This window comes from Actinoallomurus liliacearum, assembly GCF_039542035.1.
Lineage (GTDB): Bacteria > Actinomycetota > Actinomycetes > Streptosporangiales > Streptosporangiaceae > Actinoallomurus > Actinoallomurus liliacearum.
Genome location: NZ_BAABHJ010000002.1, coordinates 410,607 through 430,811 on the forward strand (window position 1 = coordinate 410,607; position 20,205 = coordinate 430,811).

The 20,205-nt window shown below is 72.0% G+C and carries 27 protein-coding genes; 11 read left to right on the plus strand and 16 right to left on the minus strand.

Translation table 11 applies throughout. The features are described from left to right. Positions 1 to 36 precede the first annotated feature (36 nt). Positions 37 to 414, minus strand: coding sequence for a BlaI/MecI/CopY family transcriptional regulator (locus ABD978_RS04485; RefSeq protein ID WP_345348703.1), 378 nt, complete (start codon positions 412 to 414; stop codon positions 37 to 39). Positions 415 to 516: 102 nt separating this feature from the next. Between ABD978_RS04485 and ABD978_RS04490 the strand changes: the two genes are divergently transcribed. Further along, positions 517 to 1,548, plus strand: a complete 1,032-nt coding sequence (locus tag ABD978_RS04490; protein ID WP_345348706.1) for a M56 family metallopeptidase — start codon at positions 517 to 519, stop codon at positions 1,546 to 1,548. Here the strand turns inward: ABD978_RS04490 and ABD978_RS04495 are convergent. From ABD978_RS04495 to ABD978_RS04545, 11 genes are all read right to left on the minus strand, one after another. Next, a complete protein-coding gene (locus ABD978_RS04495; protein WP_345348709.1) occupies positions 1,497 to 2,417 on the minus strand; it encodes an undecaprenyl-diphosphate phosphatase in 921 nt (306 codons plus the stop codon). The two genes, ABD978_RS04490 and ABD978_RS04495, sit on opposite strands and share 52 nt — an antisense overlap. A gap of 146 nt (positions 2,418 to 2,563) precedes the next feature. Continuing rightward, on the minus strand, positions 2,564 to 2,917 hold the full coding sequence (locus ABD978_RS04500) for a gas vesicle protein K (protein ID WP_345348712.1): 354 nt from the start codon (positions 2,915 to 2,917) through the stop codon (positions 2,564 to 2,566). Further along, positions 2,914 to 3,162 carry a gas vesicle protein gene (locus ABD978_RS04505; protein ID WP_345348715.1) on the minus strand — a complete coding sequence of 83 codons (249 nt, stop codon included), beginning with the start codon at positions 3,160 to 3,162 and terminating at the stop codon, positions 2,914 to 2,916. The genes ABD978_RS04500 and ABD978_RS04505 overlap by 4 nt, the downstream gene beginning before the upstream one ends. Then, positions 3,159 to 3,950 (minus strand): GvpL/GvpF family gas vesicle protein, encoded by a 792-nt coding sequence (locus tag ABD978_RS04510; protein ID WP_345348718.1) that lies wholly within the window; start codon positions 3,948 to 3,950, stop codon positions 3,159 to 3,161. The genes ABD978_RS04505 and ABD978_RS04510 overlap by 4 nt, the downstream gene beginning before the upstream one ends. Continuing rightward, positions 3,943 to 4,356 (minus strand): gas vesicle protein, encoded by a 414-nt coding sequence (locus ABD978_RS04515; protein WP_345348721.1) that lies wholly within the window; start codon positions 4,354 to 4,356, stop codon positions 3,943 to 3,945. Before ABD978_RS04515 ends, ABD978_RS04510 begins: the two co-directional genes overlap by 8 nt. Next, positions 4,353 to 4,763, minus strand: a complete 411-nt coding sequence (gene gvpO / locus ABD978_RS04520; RefSeq protein ID WP_345348724.1) for a gas vesicle protein GvpO — start codon at positions 4,761 to 4,763, stop codon at positions 4,353 to 4,355. The genes ABD978_RS04515 and gvpO overlap by 4 nt, the downstream gene beginning before the upstream one ends. Positions 4,764 to 4,797: 34 nt before the next feature. Beyond that, positions 4,798 to 5,040, minus strand: a complete 243-nt coding sequence (locus ABD978_RS04525) for a gas vesicle protein GvpG (protein ID WP_345348727.1) — start codon at positions 5,038 to 5,040, stop codon at positions 4,798 to 4,800. Positions 5,041 to 5,043: 3 nt separating this feature from the next. Then, a complete protein-coding gene (locus ABD978_RS04530; protein ID WP_345348730.1) occupies positions 5,044 to 5,829 on the minus strand; it encodes a GvpL/GvpF family gas vesicle protein in 786 nt (261 codons plus the stop codon). Between the two features lies 1 nt (position 5,830). Further along, positions 5,831 to 6,229: a gas vesicle protein GvpJ gene (gene gvpJ / locus ABD978_RS04535; RefSeq protein ID WP_345348733.1), complete on the minus strand. Its 399-nt coding sequence runs from the start codon at positions 6,227 to 6,229 to the stop codon at positions 5,831 to 5,833. Between the two features lie 27 nt (positions 6,230 to 6,256). Further along, a complete protein-coding gene (locus ABD978_RS04540) occupies positions 6,257 to 7,555 on the minus strand; it encodes an SRPBCC family protein (protein WP_345348736.1) in 1,299 nt (432 codons plus the stop codon). A 6-nt stretch (positions 7,556 to 7,561) separates the two neighbouring features. Beyond that, positions 7,562 to 8,266: a hypothetical protein gene (locus ABD978_RS04545; protein ID WP_345348739.1), complete on the minus strand. Its 705-nt coding sequence runs from the start codon at positions 8,264 to 8,266 to the stop codon at positions 7,562 to 7,564. A gap of 357 nt (positions 8,267 to 8,623) precedes the next feature. Here ABD978_RS04545 and ABD978_RS04550 point away from each other — a divergent pair, with 357 nt between their 5' ends. The 4 genes from ABD978_RS04550 (at position 8,624) to ABD978_RS04565 (ending at position 12,577) form a co-directional block, all read left to right on the plus strand. Then, positions 8,624 to 9,181 carry an Hsp20/alpha crystallin family protein gene (locus ABD978_RS04550; protein WP_345348742.1) on the plus strand — a complete coding sequence of 186 codons (558 nt, stop codon included), beginning with the start codon at positions 8,624 to 8,626 and terminating at the stop codon, positions 9,179 to 9,181. A gap of 290 nt (positions 9,182 to 9,471) precedes the next feature. Continuing rightward, a complete protein-coding gene (locus tag ABD978_RS04555; protein ID WP_345348745.1) occupies positions 9,472 to 11,550 on the plus strand; it encodes a tetratricopeptide repeat protein in 2,079 nt (692 codons plus the stop codon). A gap of 56 nt (positions 11,551 to 11,606) precedes the next feature. Then, positions 11,607 to 11,987 (plus strand): hypothetical protein, encoded by a 381-nt coding sequence (locus tag ABD978_RS04560; protein WP_345348748.1) that lies wholly within the window; start codon positions 11,607 to 11,609, stop codon positions 11,985 to 11,987. Positions 11,988 to 11,998: 11 nt separating this feature from the next. After that, on the plus strand, positions 11,999 to 12,577 hold the full coding sequence (locus ABD978_RS04565) for a TetR/AcrR family transcriptional regulator (protein WP_345348751.1): 579 nt from the start codon (positions 11,999 to 12,001) through the stop codon (positions 12,575 to 12,577). Positions 12,578 to 12,673: 96 nt separating this feature from the next. On the opposite strand, the gene ABD978_RS04570 is transcribed toward ABD978_RS04565, so the two are convergent. Continuing rightward, positions 12,674 to 12,907, minus strand: coding sequence for a CsbD family protein (locus ABD978_RS04570; protein ID WP_345348754.1), 234 nt, complete (start codon positions 12,905 to 12,907; stop codon positions 12,674 to 12,676). Positions 12,908 to 13,014: 107 nt separating this feature from the next. Between ABD978_RS04570 and ABD978_RS04575 the strand changes: the two genes are divergently transcribed. Then, complete coding sequence (locus ABD978_RS04575) at positions 13,015 to 13,662, plus strand: spermine/spermidine synthase domain-containing protein (protein ID WP_345348757.1); 648 nt, start codon at positions 13,015 to 13,017, stop codon at positions 13,660 to 13,662. Here ABD978_RS04575 and ABD978_RS04580 read toward each other — a convergent pair. Together ABD978_RS04580 and ABD978_RS04585 are read right to left on the minus strand one after the other, a co-directional pair. Beyond that, positions 13,635 to 14,552: an SRPBCC family protein gene (locus ABD978_RS04580; RefSeq protein ID WP_345348760.1), complete on the minus strand. Its 918-nt coding sequence runs from the start codon at positions 14,550 to 14,552 to the stop codon at positions 13,635 to 13,637. The genes ABD978_RS04575 and ABD978_RS04580 overlap by 28 nt on opposite strands. 8 nt (positions 14,553 to 14,560) lie before the next feature. Beyond that, on the minus strand, positions 14,561 to 14,878 hold the full coding sequence (locus ABD978_RS04585) for an ArsR/SmtB family transcription factor (protein ID WP_252781336.1): 318 nt from the start codon (positions 14,876 to 14,878) through the stop codon (positions 14,561 to 14,563). A gap of 90 nt (positions 14,879 to 14,968) precedes the next feature. Between ABD978_RS04585 and ABD978_RS04590 the strand changes: the two genes are divergently transcribed. Both ABD978_RS04590 and ABD978_RS04595 read left to right on the plus strand, forming a co-directional pair. Further along, positions 14,969 to 15,769, plus strand: a complete 801-nt coding sequence (locus tag ABD978_RS04590) for a class I SAM-dependent methyltransferase (protein WP_345348769.1) — start codon at positions 14,969 to 14,971, stop codon at positions 15,767 to 15,769. Between the two features lie 66 nt (positions 15,770 to 15,835). Further along, on the plus strand, positions 15,836 to 16,870 hold the full coding sequence (locus ABD978_RS04595; protein WP_345348772.1) for a zinc-dependent alcohol dehydrogenase family protein: 1,035 nt from the start codon (positions 15,836 to 15,838) through the stop codon (positions 16,868 to 16,870). Here the strand turns inward: ABD978_RS04595 and ABD978_RS04600 are convergent. Then, positions 16,867 to 17,310 carry a MarR family winged helix-turn-helix transcriptional regulator gene (locus ABD978_RS04600; protein ID WP_345348775.1) on the minus strand — a complete coding sequence of 148 codons (444 nt, stop codon included), beginning with the start codon at positions 17,308 to 17,310 and terminating at the stop codon, positions 16,867 to 16,869. The two genes, ABD978_RS04595 and ABD978_RS04600, sit on opposite strands and share 4 nt — an antisense overlap. A 62-nt stretch (positions 17,311 to 17,372) precedes the next feature. Here ABD978_RS04600 and ABD978_RS04605 point away from each other — a divergent pair, with 62 nt between their 5' ends. From ABD978_RS04605 to ABD978_RS04615, 3 genes are all read left to right on the plus strand, one after another. After that, a complete protein-coding gene (locus tag ABD978_RS04605; protein WP_345348778.1) occupies positions 17,373 to 17,777 on the plus strand; it encodes a VOC family protein in 405 nt (134 codons plus the stop codon). Positions 17,778 to 18,186: 409 nt separating this feature from the next. Continuing rightward, complete coding sequence (locus ABD978_RS04610) at positions 18,187 to 18,375, plus strand: hypothetical protein (RefSeq protein WP_345348781.1); 189 nt, start codon at positions 18,187 to 18,189, stop codon at positions 18,373 to 18,375. Positions 18,376 to 18,977: 602 nt separating this feature from the next. Beyond that, a complete protein-coding gene (locus ABD978_RS04615) occupies positions 18,978 to 20,204 on the plus strand; it encodes an isochorismate synthase (protein ID WP_345348784.1) in 1,227 nt (408 codons plus the stop codon). The last annotated feature ends 1 nt before the right edge of the window (position 20,205 follow it).

The window sequence follows — 20,205 nt, forward strand, 5'->3', positions numbered from 1 at the left end:
GCAACTACTACATGAATAGTAGCATTCGGTCGTACGTCACTCGGCGTCTTCCTGACGCAGCAGTTGCTGCAGCAGGACCTCGTCCTCGGGACTCAGTTCGGAGACGAATCGGGCCAGCACCGCGGCCCGGTCGCGACGGCGGCTCAGGAGGTCGTGCATCGCGGTGGCCGTGTGGGCGGCCTCGTCGACGTTGGGCGAGTAGACGAACCCGCGCCCCTCACGGGTGCGCGTCGCCAGACCCTTACGGTGCAGCCGCGCCAGGGTGGTCATCACCGTCGTGTAAGCCGGCGTGTCGGGCAGCACCGCCTGCACGTCCGCGGGACTCATCGGCCGGCCGCCGTGCCACAGCGCGGCCAGCACGGCGTCCTCCAGCATGCCGGCGGGTCGCCGCCCCGGCTCATGCTCCTTGGTCACGTCCTGCTCCAGACACCTCAGGTATTACCTCGATAGTAGATCGACCGGCGACCGGGCGCAGCCCTCGACCCGCCACCGTCTCCCAGGCCCATAATGAACGGCATGGTCGTCGACGTCTGGATGCCGCTGCTGATCCCCCTGCTCGCGGTGCCGCTCGTCCGTCTCCTCGCGGACCGCCTGGCACCCCGACCGGCCTCCTGGCTCCTGGCCGCCACCGGTGCCCTGCTGTCCGGCTGCACCATGCTGGCACTCGGCCTGCTGACCGGCGCGGGCCTGCTCCGGCTCGGCTTCGTGGCGGCCGCCGAGCACCTGTCTCCGCTCCTGCTACGGCGGATGTCGCCGACCCCGCTGCCGCTGGCCTGGGCGGCCGGCCTCGCCTTGGCCGTCACGATCGGCCTCGCGGGCTGGACGCTCCACCGGCGGGTCACCGCCCTGCTGCTGGCCGCGAAGACCGCACCGTCCCGGCGCGGCGGTCTCGCCGTGCTGCCGGACGACCTCCCGGACGCCTACGCCGTACCCGGACGCCCCGGCACCGTCGTGGTGACGACCGGCATGCTCCGCGCCCTCGACGCCCGGGAACGTGAGGTGCTGCTCGCCCACGAGCGCGCGCATCTGTCCGGTCGCCACCACTGGTTCACCCTGGTGGTGGACGTGGCGGCCGTCCTGCATCCGGCGCTGATCGCGCTGCGCGCGCCGCTCCGGTACCACCTCGAGCGCTGGGCCGACGAGTCGGCGGCGGGCGCGGTCGGGGACCGGCGCCTCGTGGCCCGCGCCATCGCGCGGGCGGCGCTGGCCGGCGGCCGGTCGGGCTCCGCCCCGGCGGGGGCGTTCTCCGCGACCGCCGGTCCCGTCCCCCGCCGCGTCGCGGCGCTGCTGACCGCTCCGCCGACGAGACGCTCTCGGCTGCTGCCCGGCATGGCGGCGGCCCTGGTCGCCTGCGTGGCGCTGTCGGGCGGGGGCGCGCTGGACGCCGCCACCGATCTCCGGGGCAGCATGGAGGCCATGGAGGTCCACCGCCACCACAGGTCCGGGACCGCCGAGACCATCCTCGCCGCCTACACCGGCCGGACGGCCGCCGTCCGTCAGCCGACCCCGAGCCAGATCAGGCTGCCGAGGCCGGCCAGGACGCAGTAGACGGCGAACGGCGTCAGCGTCCGGGTCTCGAAGTACCGCGTGAGGAAACGCACCGACGCGTACGCCCCGACGCCCGACAGGGCGCTGCCGACCAGGACCTGGCCGTGGATGCCGTTGCCGAGCGGACCGGCCAGGTCGGGGATCTTCAGCAGCCCGGCCGCGAGGATGACCGGGGTGGCCAGCAGGAACGAGAAGCGCGCGGCGTCCTCGTGGGACAGCCCGCGCAGCAGGCCGGCGACCATCGTGACGCCCGACCGGCTGATGCCGGGCAGCAGCGCGAGGATCTCCGCCGCGCCGATGGTCGCGGCCCGGCCGAAACCGAGCCGGGCCAGGCGCCGGTCCGACTCCACGGCCAGGTCGGTCGCCGTGGTCCCGACCGAGGCCGCGACGGCCCGGTCGGCGGCGCGTGACTCCCGGCGGCGCAGCCGCTCCCCCGCGTAGAGGACCACGCCGTTGAGGGTGAGGAAGACGGCTGCGGGGACCGGCTTGCCGAGGATGGTCCGGAACGCGTGCTCCGCGAACAGCCCGACGATGCCCACCGGGATGGTCGCCACGATGATCAGCCAGGCCAGGCGCTGGTCCGGGGTCTCGATGCGGCGATCGCGCAGCGAGGAGAGGAAACCGCCGATGATCCGGAGCCAGTCTCGCCAGAAGAAGACCAGCAGCGCCAGCGCGGTGGCCACGTGCAGGCCGACGATGAAGGCGAGATAGGGCGACTCGGGCGTCGAGACGTTCAGGTCCCGCGCCCACCGGCCACCGACCAGGGCCGGGATCAGGACACTGTGCCCGAGACTGGAGACCGGGAACAACTCGGCCACGCCCTGGAACAGCCCGACCACGGCGGCCTCGGTATACGTCAGATGAGACACCCGTACCCCTACGACTTGGAGATGAACTACTACCGCGATAGTTATTACTATCGCAATCGTAGCGAAGATGGGGCTTCGGGAGCCCGCCCGGGCGCCCCCGGCGTGCGCGTGAACTGTCACCCGCTGGTGAGCCGAGATCGCGCTGGTCAATCCGGGTCGGTGGGCAGGAGGGTGCCGAGCGGGCCGAGGTCGAGGTTCAAGTCCGACATCGACAGACCGAACCGCTCGCACAGCTCCTCCATCGCCTCTTCCAGGCGCATCAGCGTCACGCCGATCTCCTCGACCTGTTCGTCGGACAGGTCGCCCTGGTCGACCCGCCGGAGGCACTGGCGCTCGACCAGCTGCCGTACGAGTTCGACCACGGTGAGGACCAGCTGTGCCAGGTCGCGCTGGACGGTCTCGGAGTCGGCCTCGATGCGCCGGCCGCCGCGGCGCACCGGGGCGCCCGCGGGGAGAACGGCGTCCGGGTCGTGCGGATGGGCGTCGAAGGGCTCGGTCACGGTGCCACCGTCCCCGGGGGGTCGGGTCGTCGCGGTGCGATGACGTCGTCGCCGCCGACCGAGCCGATCAGCACTCGCAGCGAGATCCGGACCAGGTCGACGTCGGCGATGGACAGGGTCAGGTCGCCGCTGATGACGACGCCGCCGGCGAGCAGGCGGTCGAGCAGGTCGACCAGCGCCACGCGCTGTGCCGGGACGCCGCCTCGTACGGCCGGCGGGCGCTCGACGGAACGGCCGACCGTCACGCGGCCCCTCCCGCTCCGGGTTCGCCGACCGTGAAGGAGTACGGCGCCCACGGCCCGGTGAGCTGAACGTCCAGTTCCGGGTCGCGGAGCGCGGCGACTGCGGCGGCGAACTCCTCACCCCGCTCGTCATCGACGAGGTACGCGCCGTTCAGCACCATCCAGTCGTCCCGGCCGGACAGCTGCGGGTCCTGTGCCCGGTGGTGCCGGCGCGCCACCGCGATCCCGGCGAGGACGGAGTCGATCCGCTCGGCGCGCGAGGCCGCACGGCGCCATGCCTCCTCGCGCGTGCGCAGGTTCGTCCGGCGCCGCTTCAGGTACGCCGTCCCCGGGCGGCCCGAGGGGCTCTCCGCCGCGTCGCCGGCCCCCGTGTCGTCCGGTGCGCCGCCCTGCGGAGTGGCGAAGACCTTCACGCCCCACTCCCGGCACCCGGCGACGCGGGCGAGGACGTCGGCGAGCTCCTCGGCGCGGTCGCGCAGGAGACCCTGAATCTGCTCGTCGCCCCGGTAGACGGTCACGAGCCGTACGGGGGCGACCGGGCCGGTCTCCGCCGCCGCCTCGACGACCTGGTGATGGGCCCGCGCCGTCGCCTCCAGCCACGCCAGGTCCTCCAGGTTCCGTTTCAGGGCGGCCTCGCCGAACTGCGCGAGCGGCACCGTCCCCACGTACGCGGCGAGCCCGGCCTCCGTGACCGTCCGGACCGGCGCGCCCAGCAGCCCGGTCAGGCCCGGCGGCAACGGCGTCCCGGTGTCCCGGGCGATGGCGTACAGGTACGTTCCCGTGTCAGTCACGGCGGCGCTCCGGGTCGATCCGACGGCGTTCCGGCTCCTCGGCACGGCGGCGCTCCGCCTCCGAACGCGGCTCCTCGTACGGCGCCTCCACGGCCCGCCGGCCCTCCTCCAGGTCGGCGACCCGCTCCCGCAGCCGGCGGTTCTCCTCTTCCAGGCCGTGCCGGTCCCCGGTCAGCCACGGGTCGTGCTCCCACCAGTCGATCCCCAGCTCGCGCGCGGTCTCCACCGACACGATCAGCAGCCGCAGCTTGATGGTGAGCAGCTCGATGTCGAGGAGGTTCACCTGGATGTCGCCGGCGATCACGATGCCCTTGTCCAGGACGCGTTCCAGGATGTCGCCGAGGTTGGTCGCCTCGCGCCCGCCGCTCGGCCCGGCCCCGTACGGGGTGACGTACCCGCCGGTCATGATGCCTCGCTGCGGCCGCGCGGGTACCGCTGGATCCGGCGGTACGCGACGAGGTCGCCCTCGTCGTCGACCTCGACCTCGTACAGCGCCAGCGTGTCCGAGGAGGAAGGGACGCGCCGGGCCTCGAGCAGTTCGACGCCGGCGACCCAGCCGTTGTCCGCCGGATGTATCGACACCACGCCCTCCGTGGCCTTGCCCGTGAGCGCGGTGATCTCACGGCGGGCGGCCTGCGCCGCTTCCGCCGCCGACAGCCGCCGGGACCCGGCCGGTGCCGCGCCCCGGCGCCCCGGCCGCGGTTCGTCCTCCTCGTAGTCCTCGGCCTCGTACTCGGCGTCGTAGTCCTCGTCCACGTCGTCATCGAGCCGCCCGCGCGCGCGTTCCGGCCGGTCTCTGCGGCTGACGGACACGGTTTCTCCCTTCCGGCGGGGCGGCCGGAACCCGCTACGGGGCGCCGGTGGCCGGACCGCCGATCAGTCGGCCGAGGATCTCCTGCTGGGCCTCGGCCTCTTCCTCCTCCGAGATGAGACCGGCCTGCCGCCGCCGCTCGATCTCTTCCAGCTGCGCGCGGATCGCCGTCGGGCTGTTGAGCTGCTGCTCGACCTGCTGCTCGATGAGCTCGCCCAGCTTGATCACGCCCTGCACCGGGAGGAACGGCAACGTGAGGATCGATGAGACCAGGCCCATGGCTCAGCCTCCCGGTCTGGGCGTGATGACGAAGTCGTACGGCGCCATCGGGCCGAGCAGACGGACACCGGCCCGCCCGTGCCACACTTCGGCGATCTTCGCCACCGCCTTCTCGAACTCCGCCCGCCGGTCGGTCTCGACGAGGAAGGCCACCTGGGCGGCGTCCTGCGGGTGCGTCGGCCGCCGGCGAACGCTCGCCTGCGAGTACTCCGACAGCGCCTGGCACACCCACTGGGTGTCGGCGTCGCGCTTGGCGGAGATGGCCTGGTTGATGAACTCGCCGAGCCGGATCCGGGCGTCACGGGTGAGCTCCTCGGGACGGCCTTGGATCTGCTCCAGCAGGCGCGTCGCGTCCGGGTTCTCCGAAATGATCTCCCGGAGCACGGCCTGCTCCTCGTAGCGGCTCTTCAGGGTGTACTCGACCCGCCCCTCGATCTCGTCCAGCGCCGCGAGGAACTGATCGTGGTTGGCGGCCAGCAGCTCCTGCTCCACCGCCTCCCGGCTCGCGAGGACCGCGCCGAACCTCATCGGGAGCACGGGGACCTCCACGGCGGCGTCGTCCAGGAGCCGCTCGTGCGCGGTGAGGTCCTCCGGCCGGCCGATCGGCCCGCCCAGGTCGATCTCGCTGACGAGTGCCGCGATGTCCCCGTGCCGCACGAGGTCGACGTCGCCGTCCCGCAGTCCGCGGGCGTCGGGGGTCAGCTCCACGTCACCCGGCAGGATGCCGTAGACGTAGCAGCCGACGTTCCGGGTCTGCTGGGCCTCGCGGGCCTGTCCAGGCGCCGTCATCTCACTCCTCCCCCGGCCGGCGGCGCCGACGTGGGGCCCGCTCGGCGTCGTCCATGCCCACGAACTCGCGGAGCTTCTCGCCGACACCCTCGATGGCGCCGCGGGTCTTGTACTTCGCGCCGCCCTCCTGCAGTCCCTTCATCAGACCTGGGAGGCCCTGCTCCTCGGTCTGCGTCAGGTCCAGGCGGTTGGCCGCCTCGGCGAACTGCAGATACGTATCGACGCTGGCGACGACGATCCGCGCGTCGATGGCCAGCACCTCGATGCCGACCAGCGACACCCGGACGTAGGCGTCGATGACCAGCCCCTTGTCCAGGATCGTGTCGATGACGTCGGCCAGGCCGCCGCCCGATGGGCGTCCGAGCCCCCCTCCGCCCGCCGGCTGTACTGCCGTGGTCATGGTTCCCCCCCCGTGGTCGCGTCAGTGTCACCTGCGGCGCTCGCGGCGTGCCGAGCGCTCGGACCGGTCCCCCCGCCCGGTGTCGCCGCTCCGTCTCTCGGAGGTCACGGGCTCGCGGCGCCTGTGCTCCTCTTCCTCGCCGGGTTCCGCCTCTTCGGACTCGTACTCGGCCTCCTCCTCGCCCTCGTACTCCTCCGCGTACTCGCCTTCCCGCTCGCGCTCCGGCTCCTCCTCGGGCCCGGCCCTCTCCGTCCGGCCCTCGGCCTCCTCCCGTTCGCGCACGGCGGTCTCGTGGTCCTTGACGACCTCACCGTCACGGATCTCGCCACGCCATCCCTCGATCTCGTCGGGGCGCAGGATCGCCTGGGTCATGACGTGCCGCCGGAAGTGCTTGAACTCCAGGCGCGCGCGGCGGCCCTGGGCGCGCCAGAGGTTCCCGGTGTGCTCGAACAACCCTTGCGGGTGGTACTCCAGCACCAGCGCGATGCGGGTCAGGTCGGGCCCGATCTCGCTGAAGGCCACGGCGCCGTCGACATAGCCCTTCGGCCCCCGGGACCGCCAGACGATCCGCTTGTCGGGGATCTGCTCGATGATGGTCGACTCCCAGGTGCGGTGCGACCAGAAGACCTGTGCCTTCCACCGGACCTTCTCGTCTGACTCCTGGTGGACGTCCTCGACCTTCTTGGTGAACGACGGGAAGTCCTCGAACTGCGTCCACTGGTTGTAGACGAGCTGGAGCGGCGCGCCGACGTCGAGGGTCTCGACGATGTTGGTGACCTTGAGCTTCTTGCCCTTGCCGCCCTTGCCGCCCCCGCGCAGCTTCTGCTCCAACTTCGTCTTGGCGTACGCCTTGACGGCGGCGAAGCCGGGAGCAATCCGCTCTCTCAGCGATCCCTCTTTCCCGCCTCCGGTCAGGGCGGACAGCACCCCGCCGCCTGCGCCTTTGGCCAGGCCGGACAGCAGGCCGCCGCCCTCGCCCTTGGCCAGGCCGGACAGCAGGCGACCGCCTCCGCGCTTGGCCAGGCCGGACAGCAGGCCCCCGCCACCGCGCTTGGACAGACCGGACACCAGCCCCCCGCCGGCGCCTCCCGTCAGGGCGGACAGCAGCCCGCCCTCGCCGTGCTCGGAGTAGTCGCCGAGCCGGTCCGCGGTTCCCGAGATCCGCTCGAGCAGCCGCATCGCGGCCCGTGTGCCCATGGCGGTGGCCAGATTCTGCAGCTCGCCGAGCAACCGGTCGGCGTGCAGGTCCTTCAGCAGGTCACCGCCGGGAAGCTGCTCGGCGGTCTGCTTCAGCGGATCGGTCACCGAGCGCGTCGACTCCGTCATCGGCGCTCACCTCCGCGTCCGCCGGACGGGCGGCCGTCCCCGTCCGCTCAGCGGGGCCTCCCGCAGCGGCTGGTCGTCGGTCTCCTCGTCGTACTCGTCCTCCGGCTCCGCTCGGCGGGATGCCCGGCGCCGCACGCCGCGCGGCCGGTCGGGGATCTCATCCTCGGTGTACTCCTCGGCGGCGCTGGGCCGCTCCACGTCCTCTTCTTCAAGCTCCTCTGGAAGGTCCCGGGCCCGCGGCCGGCGACGGATGGCGGACGGTCTGCGCAGCGCGGCGGGCCGACGCCTCGGCCGTTCCTCGCGCTCCTCTTCGTAGCGCTCGTCCTCCTCGTAGCCGCCCCGCTCCTCGGCGGGCTCCTCCTTCTCCCGGGCGGCCTTCTCCCGGGCGGCGCCGGGCGTAGGCGGCCGCAGGAAAGATTCGGTCCGTCGCTGAAGACGGTCGCTGAGCGCGTCGATCTGACTGCTGGCGGCGGTGACGGCCGCCGCCTTGCCGACCTCTACGAGACGGCCGCGAACGGTGTCGGTCAGGTTCTTCAGCTCGGGAGAGGTGTTCAGGAGTTTGCTGCCCTGTTTGACCAGGTTCGCCGGGTTCTTGGCGATACGCCCGGAGGCGCCGGCCGCGGCGAGCGTCAGCGCGAGCCTCATCTTGCGCCTGCGGCCCATCAGGTAACCCGCGCCGACGGCGAGGGCGATCCGCAGTCCGTCCTTCATGATCGTGTCCCCCTTAGCGCCCGCAGCCCGAGCGGGTGCCGTGCCCCCATCCGCCCTGACCGACCGTCGGCGTCGGCCGCCCCTACTGCCGATATCGCCGACATCCAGCGTAAAAACGATCAATACGTAGGTCTGTACAGATCGCCCTACCCTCCGCGTCGTCTGCAAAACCCGCCTGCGTGTGGCCCGGGTAACGGCGGGTACGGCGCAAAGTGAGGCGGTTTGCGGCGATCGGGGGATCACCGCGCCAACGGAACCGGACATTGGACGCCGGCGAAGGCGCCCATACTGACAAATACGGGGATTGTCATGACTATGCCGATGAGGCGGCGAGCCAGGGGCGGTCGGCTGCACGGGATGGAGCCGACCGGACTGCTGCACCGGGATCCCTTCGCGGACGTTCAGGAACTGCTCAACCGGATGACCGGGCTCATCCACGCGCCGATGGAGGCCGAGGCCGCGCGTCCGTGGGTACCGGTGGCGGAGATCGACGAGACCGACGAGGGCTACGTCGCCCGGCTCGAGTTGCCGGGCATCATGCCGGACGAGATCGACGTCGGCATCCGTGGCCGCGAGCTCTGCGTCAACGGAGAGGTCCGGGAGGAGACCGAGGGATCGAACGCGCTGCGCGTACGGGTCGGGCGGTTCCACTACCACACCTCGCTCCCATCCGACGTCGACGCGGACAACGTCGAGGCGAGCCTGGAAGAGGGAGTGCTGACCCTGCGCATCCCGAAGGCGCAGCGAGCCCACGGGCACCACATCCCGATCACGGGCGGACGCCCCACGGAAATGCCGACCGGCGGCACGGAGACCACCGGCATGCCCGCCGAAGGACAGGCGACCGGGATGCCGGGTGGCGGGATGCCCCCGTCCGGGGGCATCCCGAGTGAGGGGATCCGGCCCGAGCGCTGAGGAGCGCCGGGCGTAGCGTCGAAGGGACGGCAGGCCACAGGCCATGGCCACGGCGCGCCGCCGGCCGACGACGCCACCGTCATCCTCGCCGAGTGGCGGCCCGCGACCCTTGGTGGCTCCATCCAGATGCTGCCGCAGACCCTGCCCGTGCAGCGTCCCGACCGTTAGCCGTCGAAGACCCGAGCATCGGCGGCGGCAAGGTCAAGATTCGGTGCGGAGCGGCTCCCGGTTGCCACGTGCCCGGCTGTCGAGCCGGATGACGTGGCGCGGGCTGTCGGACCCTGGTGGGCATGAAGATCGAGGATCTGCCGCGGTCCGGCGCGAGGATGCCTGCCGTCCGCGTATCGCCGTCGTGGGGTCGCCGGGCGGTGGTCGGTGGCGTGGGACTCGTCGCGGCCGCGTTGCTCGTCTGGGAGTTCTCCCGGCCGCACGCCCTGGTCGGAATGCACCAGCTCAACTCCTACAACGACGGCGTCTATTTCGGCGCGGCATTGCGGCTGGTCGGCGGAAGGCTTCCCTATCGAGACTTCACCTTGCTGCATCCGCCGGGTCTGCCGCTGATGTTGGCGCCTGTCGCGGCCTTGGCCGATATGGTCGGCGAACAGGTGGCCATGGCGATCGCCCGCGTGCTGACGGCCGTGATGGCGGTGGGAGTCGCCGTGCTCGGCACGCTGCTCGTGCGGTATCGCGGGCGTGTCGCGATGATGACAACAGGCGTGGCGCTGGCGTGTTCTCCGCTGACCTTCGATGCCGCCAACACCGTCGAACTCGAGGCCTATCACGTCGTGTTCTGCCTCCTCGGCGCACTCGCCCTGTTCGGCGGGACCGGCACTCTCACGTCAAGTCGCCGCCGGACGTTCGCCGGTGGTCTGGCGTTCGGCTTCGCCTGTGCGGTGAAGATCTGGGCGGTGCTGCCGATCGCGGCCGTCCTGGCCGTCTACCTGGTCTTCCACCTGAGGGACGGGCGACGCGGACCGGTCCGGTGGCTGGTCGGCGGCATGGCGGCGGGGGCGGCTGTGCCCGTCGCCCCGTTCTTCGCCCTGACCCCCGGGAGATTCCTCCATGACCTGTTCTTCGTACAGCTCAGCCGGGGCACCTCGGGATGGGCGGGCGTGTCGATCATGGACCGGTTCTCGTGGATGACCGGCCTTGGCGGGATGCCCGGGTTGAACGCGGCAGCCGTCGTGGCCACCGGCGTGCTGGCGGCGCTGGCGGCGGCGGTCGTCGTCAGTTACGCCCTGGCCCGCGGCCGCGTCGCACTGGACTGGTTCATCCTCGCCGCCGCGATCGCGACGGTGGCCGGGCTGTGTGTTCCACGTCAGTTCTTCAACGGCTACGGCTACTTTCCCGGTGTCTTTCTCGCGATGCTCCTCGGCGTGGTCGTCGGCAGATTCGCGCGTGCGGTGACGATCAGCCACTTCGGCACGGAACGCAACGTGAAACTCCTGCGGCACACCGCGATGGCGACTCTCCTGATCGTCGCCTATGCCGCCGCCCTGACGCGGATCGGCTACGCACGGAACTACACGGCCCACTTCGTCGACTCCGGGCGTGATCTCGCCTCCTACATTCGGCGAGGCTCGTGTGTGGTGTTCGACGGCGCCACCGCCCTGATCGAGGCCGACCGTCTCACCACGAACCGACGTTGTCCCGCGACAGTGGACGTCTACGGGCAATGGCTCGCGGCCGACCCCGCCCACCCGCCGCCCTATGTCGGACCGTTCGAGCCACGGCTGGTACGGCAGTGGGAGACCGCCGTGCGGCAGGCCGACTACCTGTTCCTGGTGTCACCGCGGAGCAGCTTCGTGCCCTGGACCCCGCAGATGTTCTCTTACGTGTGGTCGCACTACACGCTGGTGTACACGGCGCCCGGCACCTTCCTCTTCCAGAAGACGACGGAACTGGATCCGAGAGGCCTCCCCCGCGACGCCGCGGATCGACTGGTCGGCGCGGGACACTCCGCCCAGGATGCCGGCGACACGGAGGACGCCCTGATCGACTACACGGCGGCGGCCCGCATCGCTCCCCGCAACGCGATTTCGCACTACAACAAGGGCGTGATCCTCCAGGGGATCGGTAGATCCACCGCGGCGGAGCTCGAGTACCTGAAGACCCTGGCCGTCGATCCACGGTTCGGCAGTGCGCTCTACAACCTGGGCGTGCTGCTGGCCACGACCAGACCGGCGAAGGCGATCTCCTTCTACGAGAGGGACCTACGAGTCGAGCCGCGCAACGCGGCGGCTCACCTCAACCTCGGCCTGTTGCTGGTCGGGCGAGGTGAGAGCGGCCTGGGCCGGAGGCACCTGCGCACGGCGATCCGCCTGAACCCGGAGTTCCGGAACCAGTTGCCCGCGGGGATCAGGCTCTGACGTCCGGCGGTCGGAACGATCGACATTTCGTTATCCATGCGGATAAGCTTATCCGCATGGATAACAAGTTGTACGCGTGGATCCGCGCCCTCTTCGTCACCGTCCTGGTCATCTCGATCGCCACTCTCGGCACCGCGGCGCTCATCGGCGGCAGCGCCGCCGTGTGGATCCGCGGCACCATCGTCGTCGTGATCGCCGCCCTGCTCATCGCGCTGGCCAGGCGCAGCCGCCGTGGCAGTCGCGCCGCCTATCGGCGCATGCGGCTGATGTCCGCCGTCGCACCGGTGGCGATAGTGGTCATCGTCGCGCTTCCGCACGACGGCTTCCCGGCCTGGATGAAGGTCGAGCAGGCCGTCGTGGGTCTCCTGCTGGCGGTGGTCGCGGTTCTGGTGAGCCGCAAGGCCGTCCGCCGCGCCTACGCCGGGACCGACCACTAGGTTTGAGGGCCATGACCACCCGTCAGGCGGCGACCGCGGCCCGCAAGGAGCAGATCATCCGTACGGCGATCGCCCTGCTGGCGGAGCGCGGCTACCAGGCGACCACGTTCGAGGCCATCTGCCAGGCGGCCGGGCTCAGCAGCAAACGCCTGATCACCTACCACTTCTCCAGCAAGGACGCGTTGTTCGCGGCCGTCGCCGACCAGGTCGTCGCCGACGCCGAGAGCTACATGCGACCCGCCATCGACGCCGCGACCGGCGCCCGTGAGCTGCTCGCCGCCGTCATCCGGGCGAACGTGGCATTCATCGCCGGCCATTCGCCGCAGGTGCGGGCGCTACAGCAGATCCTCCTCAACGGCGGTCTGGGCGACTGGGAACGGCACCACATCGACTCCGTGAGCCGGCTGGCGGACCTGTTCGGCCACGGCCAGCGCACGGGGGCGTTCCGCCCCTTCGATCCGCAGGTCATGGCGGCGGCGCTGCGCGCCTCGATCGACGGCGTGGCCCCTCTGCTCTCGGCCGGCCTCGACCCCGTCCGGTGCGCGAACGAACTGGTCGTCCTCTTCGACCTCAGCACCCGATCCGCGTGAGCCGGGAGTCCGCCGGCCGGACCAGGCCCGCGAGCGCGGACCGCCGACCGGAGGGTCGCCGCCGAGACGACCGGCGGCGACCCTCCTGCTGGTTCCCTACCGCTTGAAGGTGCGACGGGCCTCCTTCACGGCGTCCTTGGCCTGCTCGCCGACCTGCTTGGCGCCGCCCTTCATGCGGTCCCTGCGTCCCTCTGACTCCAGGTACGGGTCACCGGCACCTCGGCCCGCCGCCTCCTTGCCGCGACCCTTCGCCTTCTCCATCTTGTTCTTGAGTTTGTCCAGGAGACCCATCGGCTCCCCCTTCCGTACGAAGCTGTACGGGCTGGTCATTCCCCTTCGTTGACGACCTATTCGGCTCTCCGACCTCGGCGAACGACTCTCCGTCACCGTCCACTCACCCCGCCGACCGGTGATCTTGAAGAGTAGGCTGGCGACTCATGGAGGTCCACGATCGGCGGATCGGCCCGCACGGCGAGCTGGTCCTACGCGGCGACGGCGAGCACTTCGAGATCATCAGCAACGGCGTGTTCCTGATGGACACCCGGGCCGGCGCGTCCGAGCGCCTCCTGGTCGGGGCGGCCCTCGACCGCCTCGCCCGCCCGGCCGATCTGCTGATCGGCGGGCTGGGCGTGGGCTTCTCCCTCGCCGAGGCCGTGCGCTCGCCGTACACCCGGGAGGTGACCGTCATCGAGCGGGAGCAGGCGGTGATCGGCTGGCACGCCGGCCCGCTCCGGCCGTACTCCGAGGGCGCCCTCGGCGACCCGCGCGTACGTGTCGAGCGCGCCGATCTCCTGGACTGGCTGCGCGCGCCCGGCGAGCCGTACGACGTGATCTGCCTGGACATCGACAACGGCCCGGAGTGGACGGTCAGCGAGGGCAACGCCGCGCTGTACGGCCCCGAGGGACTGGACCTGCTGGCGGGCCGGCTGCGGCCCGGCGGCGTCCTCGCGGTGTGGAGCTCCGCCGCCGTCACCGCGTTCGCGGATCGGCTGCGGGAGCGGTTCGCCGACGTGTCGGCGCATCCGGTCGAGGTCACCCGCGGCGAACCCGACGTCGTCTACCTGGCCGCGACCCGGGCGGCGTAGCGGCGTTCCAGCTCTCCGGCGTCCTCGCCGGGGCCGGGGCGCTCCGCGTCGCGCAGCCGGTCGGCCAGCGACCGCAGCCGCAGGTGCCAGGCGGCCAGGGCGGCGGCGCACCGGCCGCGCTCCTCCGCCGGTCCGGTGTGGGTGAGCACCACCCGCGTGCCCGCCGGGTGGCCGCCGGTCAGCTCCCATCGCACCCGCCCGAGGGCGTTGCCGCCGGACGGCCAGGCGTACTCCAGCAGCTCCGGCGCGACGACCTCGGTCACCTCGCCCGGCGCGACGGGGTCGGCGACGGCCCCGGGCGGCGGGGTGCCGCCGGTGACGGCCCCGGACCCGGCGAGCGCCGGCCAGACCTTCTCGATGGGATGTGGGACGTTCCGTTCGAACCGGATGGTCCAGCCGCCGGCGTCCTCGATCAGATCGCCTTCGTCCAGGCCGAACGCCTCGGCGTACGCGTCGTGTCGCGCGGCGTAGTCCTCCGGAACCGGCGGTGTGGGAGCGCCGGCCAGCGCCGAGTCCAGCGAGGCCAGGCAGGCATCCCAGCCGGCGGCGAAGCTGCCGGCCATCGGCCGGTCGGCGAACGTGTGGGTGAAGACGAGGAGGCAGCCCTCGCCGTCGGGGCGCAGTTCCCAGCGGAGCGGATCCTCGTACCAGGTGAAGGCCAGCACGTGCGGCGGGTCGAGCTCGGTGATCTCCCCGGTGCCCAGCGGGAGCTCCGGGAACTCCTGCTTGAAGCGGATCTTCCCACCAAGGCGCAGTTCGATCTCCTCGACTTCGGAGGGGAACCAGTGCGCGAGATGGGCCGGGTCGGTCAGGGCGCGCCAGACCTTCTCCACCGGATGCCTGAGGCGGCGTTCGAACCGGAGGACGCTGCGGCCATCCGCGGTCTTCATGGTCGGGTTCATGTGTCGTCGGTCTCCATCGTGTCCAGGTGACGCTCCAGTGCGTCGAGCGAGTCGGACCACAGCCGCCGGTAGGGCGCCAGCCACGCGTCCACCTCGGCCAGCGGCTCGGGGCGCAGCTCGTACCACCTGCGCTGCGCCTCGGGGCGGGCCCTGACGAGGCCCGCCTCACGCAGGACCCTCAGATGTTTGGAAGTGCCGGGCTGGGTGAGGCCGAGAGCCTCGGTCAGCTCCCCGACCAGACGGGGACGCTCGAGCAGCAGGTCCAGGATGCGGCGGCGGGCAGGTTCGGCCAGTACGTCGAAGGTCGTGCTCACCCAGGGAACATAACGCTATAGCTATATTCCTGTCAAGGAATACAGCGACGTCACCTCATCCGAGGCGCCGGGACCCGTACGCTGCCGCTCGTGACCGAATTCGACGCGTACGAACGTGAGCTGTGGGCCGGCCGAGCCGACGCGTACGAGCAGGGCTTCGCCCGGCTGACGGCCCATGCGGTCGAGCCACTGCTGGACGCGGCCGGGGTGCGTGCGGGCCGCCGCGTGCTCGACCTGGGCACGGGCCCGGGGATCGTCGCGGCCGGCGCGCTGCGCAGGGGCGCGGTCGTCGCGGCCGTGGACGCCGATCCGCAGATGGCACGGACCGCGGCGCGCAACGCGCCCGAGGCGGACGTGCGCGTCGCGGTGCTGCCCGCCCTGCCGCACGAGGACGCGGCGTTCGACGCGGTCGCGGGCAACTTCGTCATCAACCACGTCGGCGAGCCCGAGACCGCCCTGCGGGAGCTGCGCCGCGTGCTCCGGCAGGACGGCCGGCTCGCGTTGACGTGCTGGAGAATGCCCGGCAGCGGCGTGCTCGCGCTGGTCCGCGACGCGATGGACCAGGTCGGCGTGCCGTGGCCGGACGACGTGCCGCTCAGCCCGTTCCTGGAGTACGGCCGGCCGGACGCGTTCGGCGATCTGGTCGGCCGGGTATTCCGCGACGTCGCGGTGGAGGAGCTGACCTGGGACTTCGAGTTCAAGCCGGAGGAATGGTGGCGAACCGGGGCGATGGCGCGGGTCGGCTCGAACGGTGTCGTCCTCGCCCGGCAGGACGCCGCGACGATCGCGCGGGTCAAAGAGGCCTATGACGGGATTCTGAAGCCGTACGCGGCGCGGAGCGGGCGCGTGCGCGTACCCGCCCACGCCCTCCTGGCCCACGCCACGCGCTGACACGCGTTCCCGCCCGGTCGGGTGCCGCTATACGGTGAGCCCCGGAGTCAAGGAAGGGGCGGGCCGGTGCGGGCGGTGGCGTACGACGGGTTCGGGCTGATGCCGGAGGTACGAGAGGTGCCCGATCCGGAGCCGCCTCGCGCCGGGGCGGTGATCCGGGTCGAGGCGACCGGGCTGTGCCGCAGCGACTGGCACGGATGGATGGGCCACGACCCCGACATCACGCACTTTCCGCACGTACCCGGGCACGAGCTGGCCGGAGTCGTCGCCGCGGTCGGCCCGGACGTCACCGGATGGCGGGCCGGCGACCGGGTGACGGTGCCGTTCGTGTGCGCGTGCGGCCGGTGCGCGGCGTGCGCGGCCGGCGACCAGCAGGTGTGCGAGCGGCAGACGCAGCCCGGTTTCAGCCACTGGGGGTCGTTCGCGGAGTACGTCGCGATCGACAACGCCGACGTCAACCTCGTGGCGCTGCCCGGGGAGCTGCCGTACGCGACGGCGGCCGCGCTGGGCTGCCGGTTCGCGACCGCCTTCCGGGCCGTCACGGCGCAGGGGCGCGTCGGACCGGGCGAGTGGGTGGCGGTGCACGGCTGCGGCGGAGTCGGGCTGTCCGCGGTCATGATCGCCGCGGCGTGCGGGGCCCGGGTGGTCGCGGTCGACGTCTCCCCCGGCGCGCTGGAGCTGGCCCGCCGCTTCGGCGCCGCCGCCTGCGTGGAGGGCCCGGACGGGGTGGCCGAGGCCGTCCGCGAGATCACCGGCGGCGGCGCGCACGTGTCCCTGGACGCGCTCGGCAGCCCGGCGACCTGCGCGGCGTCGGTCGAGAGCCTGCGCCGCCGCGGACGTCACGTCCAGGTGGGCCTGCTGCCCCCGGCCGCCGGGCCCGCCGTCGTGCCGATGCACCGGGTCATCGCGCTGGAGCTGGAGATCCTCGGCAGTCACGGGATGGCCGCGCACGCCTACGGCCCGATGATGGCCATGGTCGCGTCCGGCGCGCTGCGGCCGGACCTGCTCATCACCCGGACGATCGGCCTGGCCGACGCGCCGGCCGCGCTGGCGGCGATGGGCACCGCGCCCGCCGCGGGCGCCACCGTCATCGCCCCTTAGGTCCCCTCGTGCAGATGGGCGAAGATCCGGCGCAGTAGCGAGTGCAGCACGGCGCGCTCACCTTCGTCGAGGGGGGCCAGGACCTCCTCCTGAACGGCCGACGTGTCGGCGGTCAGCTCCGAGAGGGCCGTACGGCCGGCGGCGGTGATCGTCACGGTCACGCGGCGCCGGTCGGCCGGGTCGCGCGCCCGCTCGACCCGGCCCGCGGCGGCCAGCTCGTCGAGGACCTTCACCACGTCGCTCGGGTCGATCCTCAGGCGGGCGGCGAGGTCGCGCTGCGCGTGCGGACCGAAGTCGGCCAGCGCGGCCAGGACGGCCATGTGCCAGAGGCGCATCTCGCGGGCCGTGAGGCGTTCGGCGATCCGGCCGCGTGCCGTCTTCCCCACCCGCGACAGCAGGTAGGGGGTCAGCGCCAGCAGGCTGGGTGGTGTCTCCTCCATGATCCGCCAAGTGTAGGGTGCGCACCAATGATGGGTCGCCACCTACTATTAGGGAGTTCACCGTGGACGCGCTGTATCCCCGCCTGCTGGTCGGCCGGTTCGCCGAGTGCTTCGGGTTCTATGACGCGGTGCTGCCCGAGCTGACCGGTGCCACGCTGGCCCGGGGCGACGCGGCCGGGCCGTACGCGAGCTGGGATGTCGGGGACGAGGGCCTGCTCGCGCTGTTCGACCGCGCCGCGATGGCCGCGGTCGCGGGCACCGCGGACCTGCCCGCCGACGCGCCGGCCCAGGACCGGGCCATGTTCGTCGGCCGGGTCGCCGACGTCGACGCCGGATACGCGCTGTGCCTGCGCCACGGCGCCCGCCCGGTCGCGGCCCCGGCCGACCGCCCGGAGTGGGGGCCGACCCTCCGCAACGCCCTGGTCCGCGACCCCGACGGGAACCTGCTGGAGCTGCAGGCGTACTGAGCCGGCGCCGCCGGCCGCGAGCCTCCCCGGCCGGCGGCGGCCCGGCCCCGATCTGTCAGTCGGACGTGACACCGCCAGGTGGCGCCGACGCTCGAGGGTGTCGTACACGGCCATGGCCTGCACGATCTGCGGATCGTCGATCGCCGGGATGCCGGTGTGAAGGCGCTCGCCGGCCACGGTCATCTCCTCTGCTCATCGAGCATCGAGCGGTCACGGTAGACGCGGGAACCATCCGGACTCACTGGATCAACGCAGCCGACATGGATTGGGCGATTCGCTGCCGGACACGGTCACCCAGCACGTACACGGCGTGACGTCTTTCACATGAGCGCCGCATCCGTGGCGTTGGCACCTCAAACCGTCACAGTCGCCATCACGACCGTACAAAGAAGAGGAAAGGAACACCGCGATGGTCACGCCCGGCATGGAACCCGCAGAGGAAGCCAGGAAGCTCGGCGCCGACTCGGCGTCGATCGTCATCGCCGACAGCCAGAAGAAGCTGCCGGAGTTCGTCTACGGCCTGCAAAAGGCCACGGCCGACGGTCTCAGCAGCAGTCGCCGCATCATCGAGGCCCTGGCGTACATCGAGCGCGCGTAGTAGTCCCCACGCTGGGACGCCATACATCACCGGCCCTGGGTTCCCACCGCAGGAGCCCAGGGCCGGCCCTTTCTCCCGCGTCTCCCCGGCTCCCGCCCTCCACGAGCGCTCCGTACCAGCAGTCGCTTCCGCCTCGACGACCCAGGCCAGCGGCAGCCCGCAGGAAGCAAGGCCACGGCCGCTACCTGGCAGACGTCGCGTCCCCACCGCGGCGCTCGGGGACGAATCCGGCATGATCGAGCCAGACCCACACGCAGCAGCCCGAGACGATCTCCGCCGACAGCCGCCACGAGAGTAAGCCTGCGGCGCCGTCTCTCCTGGGTAAGTCAGCGATCTTCTTCACGTGAGGACCACAAGCCGGCCCCGCGCGATCGTCGCGCCAGGCTTCTGCATGATCCATCCTCTGAGCAGCTCTAGCTATGTTACCGATATATCAAGAAACTACGCCGAACAACCGATATGCGGTGATGTTTAGTGCCTGGCGTGACGGATACCCTGCATTTCGGGCATCACCTCAGACGGGAACCGCCGCGCGACATCTCGCGAATCGCAGGGGACCCTGCTGTTTGAACGGGTTCAAATCTCCCGTACAGTGGGATCTCGTGACCCTCGCTGTTGGACTGCCGGAGCGGCTCGCCGTACGCACCGTCCCCGTGCGCGCGCCGGAGGACCTGCTGGCACGACTCCCCCACTCCACCGCCCTGGCCTGGGTGCGGCACGGTGAGGGGATCGTCGGCTGGGGCGAGGCCGCGCGTGTCGCCGTGCCGCCGGGCGAGGACCGCTTCACGTGGGCGCGGCAGTGGCTCGCGGCGCTCTTCGACGCCGCGACGGTCGAGGATCCCCTCCAGGTGCCAGGCTCCGGGCCGGTCGCCTTCGGCAGCTTCTCCTTCGATCCCCGCTCCGGGGACTCGGTGCTGATCGTGCCGCGCACCGTCCTCGGCCGCCGGGACGGCCACGCCTGGTACACCACGATCGGCGAGCACGCCGACCCGCTGACCCTCCTGCGGCCCCCGGCGCCGCCCACCGGCATCCGGTGGGCCGACGGCGAGGTGACCGCGCCGCGGCACATGCGGGCCGTCGCCGCCGCCGTCGAGCGCATCCGCGCGGGCGACCTGTCCAAGGTCGTCCTCGCCCGCGACCTGCTGGCCGTGGCCGACGAACCCATCGACAGCCGGATCCTGCTGCGGCGCCTCGCCGACCGCTTTCCCTCCTGCTACACCTTCGCCTGCGCCGGGCTCGTCGGAGCGACGCCCGAGCTCCTGGTCCGGCGCATGGGCGGCCAGGTCGAGTCGCTCGTGCTGGCCGGGACCATTGCGCGCGGCTCGGACGGCGACTCCAGCGCCGCCACCCTGTTCGCCTCGGCCAAGGACCGCGAGGAGCACTCCTACGCCGCCGACATGGTCCGCGCCGCGCTGGCCCCGCTGTGCCGGGACCTGACGATGCCCACCGAGCCGGAGATCCTGCGCCTGTCCAACCTCATCCACCTGGCCACGCCCGTACGCGGCCGGCTCGACGAGGAGCGCTCGGTCCTGGACGTCGTCGGTGCGCTGCACCCGACGCCCGCGGTCGGTGGCACACCCACCGACCCCGCCCTCGCCCTGATCCGGGAGCTGGAGGCCATGGACCGCGGCCGCTACGCCGGGCCCGTCGGCTGGATCGACGCCCGTGGCGACGGCGAGTGGGGCATCGCGCTGCGGTGCGCGCAGATCGAGGGACCGCGCGCCCGGCTGTACGCCGGCGGCGGCATCGTCGCCGGCTCCGACCCGGCCGCCGAGCTCGCCGAGACCCAGACCAAGCTGCGCGCCATGCAGTACGCCATCGAGGGCTGAA

Bases quoted from the DNA above. Each gene is read 5' to 3' on its own strand.
- ABD978_RS04490 (WP_345348706.1), top strand. From the start codon at position 517: ATGGTCGTCGACGTCTGGATGCCGCTGCTGATCCCCCTGCTCGCGGTG.
- ABD978_RS04515 (WP_345348721.1), bottom strand. From the start codon at position 4,356: ATGACCGGCGGGTACGTCACCCCGTACGGGGCCGGGCCGAGCGGCGGG.
- ABD978_RS04525 (WP_345348727.1), bottom strand. From the start codon at position 5,040: ATGGGCCTGGTCTCATCGATCCTCACGTTGCCGTTCCTCCCGGTGCAG.
- ABD978_RS04530 (WP_345348730.1), bottom strand. From the start codon at position 5,829: ATGACGGCGCCTGGACAGGCCCGCGAGGCCCAGCAGACCCGGAACGTC.
- gvpJ (WP_345348733.1), bottom strand. From the start codon at position 6,229: ATGACCACGGCAGTACAGCCGGCGGGCGGAGGGGGGCTCGGACGCCCA.
- ABD978_RS04540 (WP_345348736.1), bottom strand. From the start codon at position 7,555: ATGACGGAGTCGACGCGCTCGGTGACCGATCCGCTGAAGCAGACCGCC.
- ABD978_RS04545 (WP_345348739.1), bottom strand. From the start codon at position 8,266: ATGAAGGACGGACTGCGGATCGCCCTCGCCGTCGGCGCGGGTTACCTG.
- ABD978_RS04550 (WP_345348742.1), top strand. From the start codon at position 8,624: ATGGAGCCGACCGGACTGCTGCACCGGGATCCCTTCGCGGACGTTCAG.
- ABD978_RS04555 (WP_345348745.1), top strand. From the start codon at position 9,472: ATGAAGATCGAGGATCTGCCGCGGTCCGGCGCGAGGATGCCTGCCGTC.
- ABD978_RS04560 (WP_345348748.1), top strand. From the start codon at position 11,607: ATGGATAACAAGTTGTACGCGTGGATCCGCGCCCTCTTCGTCACCGTC.
- ABD978_RS04565 (WP_345348751.1), top strand. From the start codon at position 11,999: ATGACCACCCGTCAGGCGGCGACCGCGGCCCGCAAGGAGCAGATCATC.
- ABD978_RS04570 (WP_345348754.1), bottom strand. From the start codon at position 12,907: ATGACCAGCCCGTACAGCTTCGTACGGAAGGGGGAGCCGATGGGTCTC.
- ABD978_RS04575 (WP_345348757.1), top strand. From the start codon at position 13,015: ATGGAGGTCCACGATCGGCGGATCGGCCCGCACGGCGAGCTGGTCCTA.
- ABD978_RS04580 (WP_345348760.1), bottom strand. From the start codon at position 14,552: ATGAAGACCGCGGATGGCCGCAGCGTCCTCCGGTTCGAACGCCGCCTC.
- ABD978_RS04600 (WP_345348775.1), bottom strand. From the start codon at position 17,310: ATGGAGGAGACACCACCCAGCCTGCTGGCGCTGACCCCCTACCTGCTG.
- ABD978_RS04610 (WP_345348781.1), top strand. From the start codon at position 18,187: ATGGTCACGCCCGGCATGGAACCCGCAGAGGAAGCCAGGAAGCTCGGC.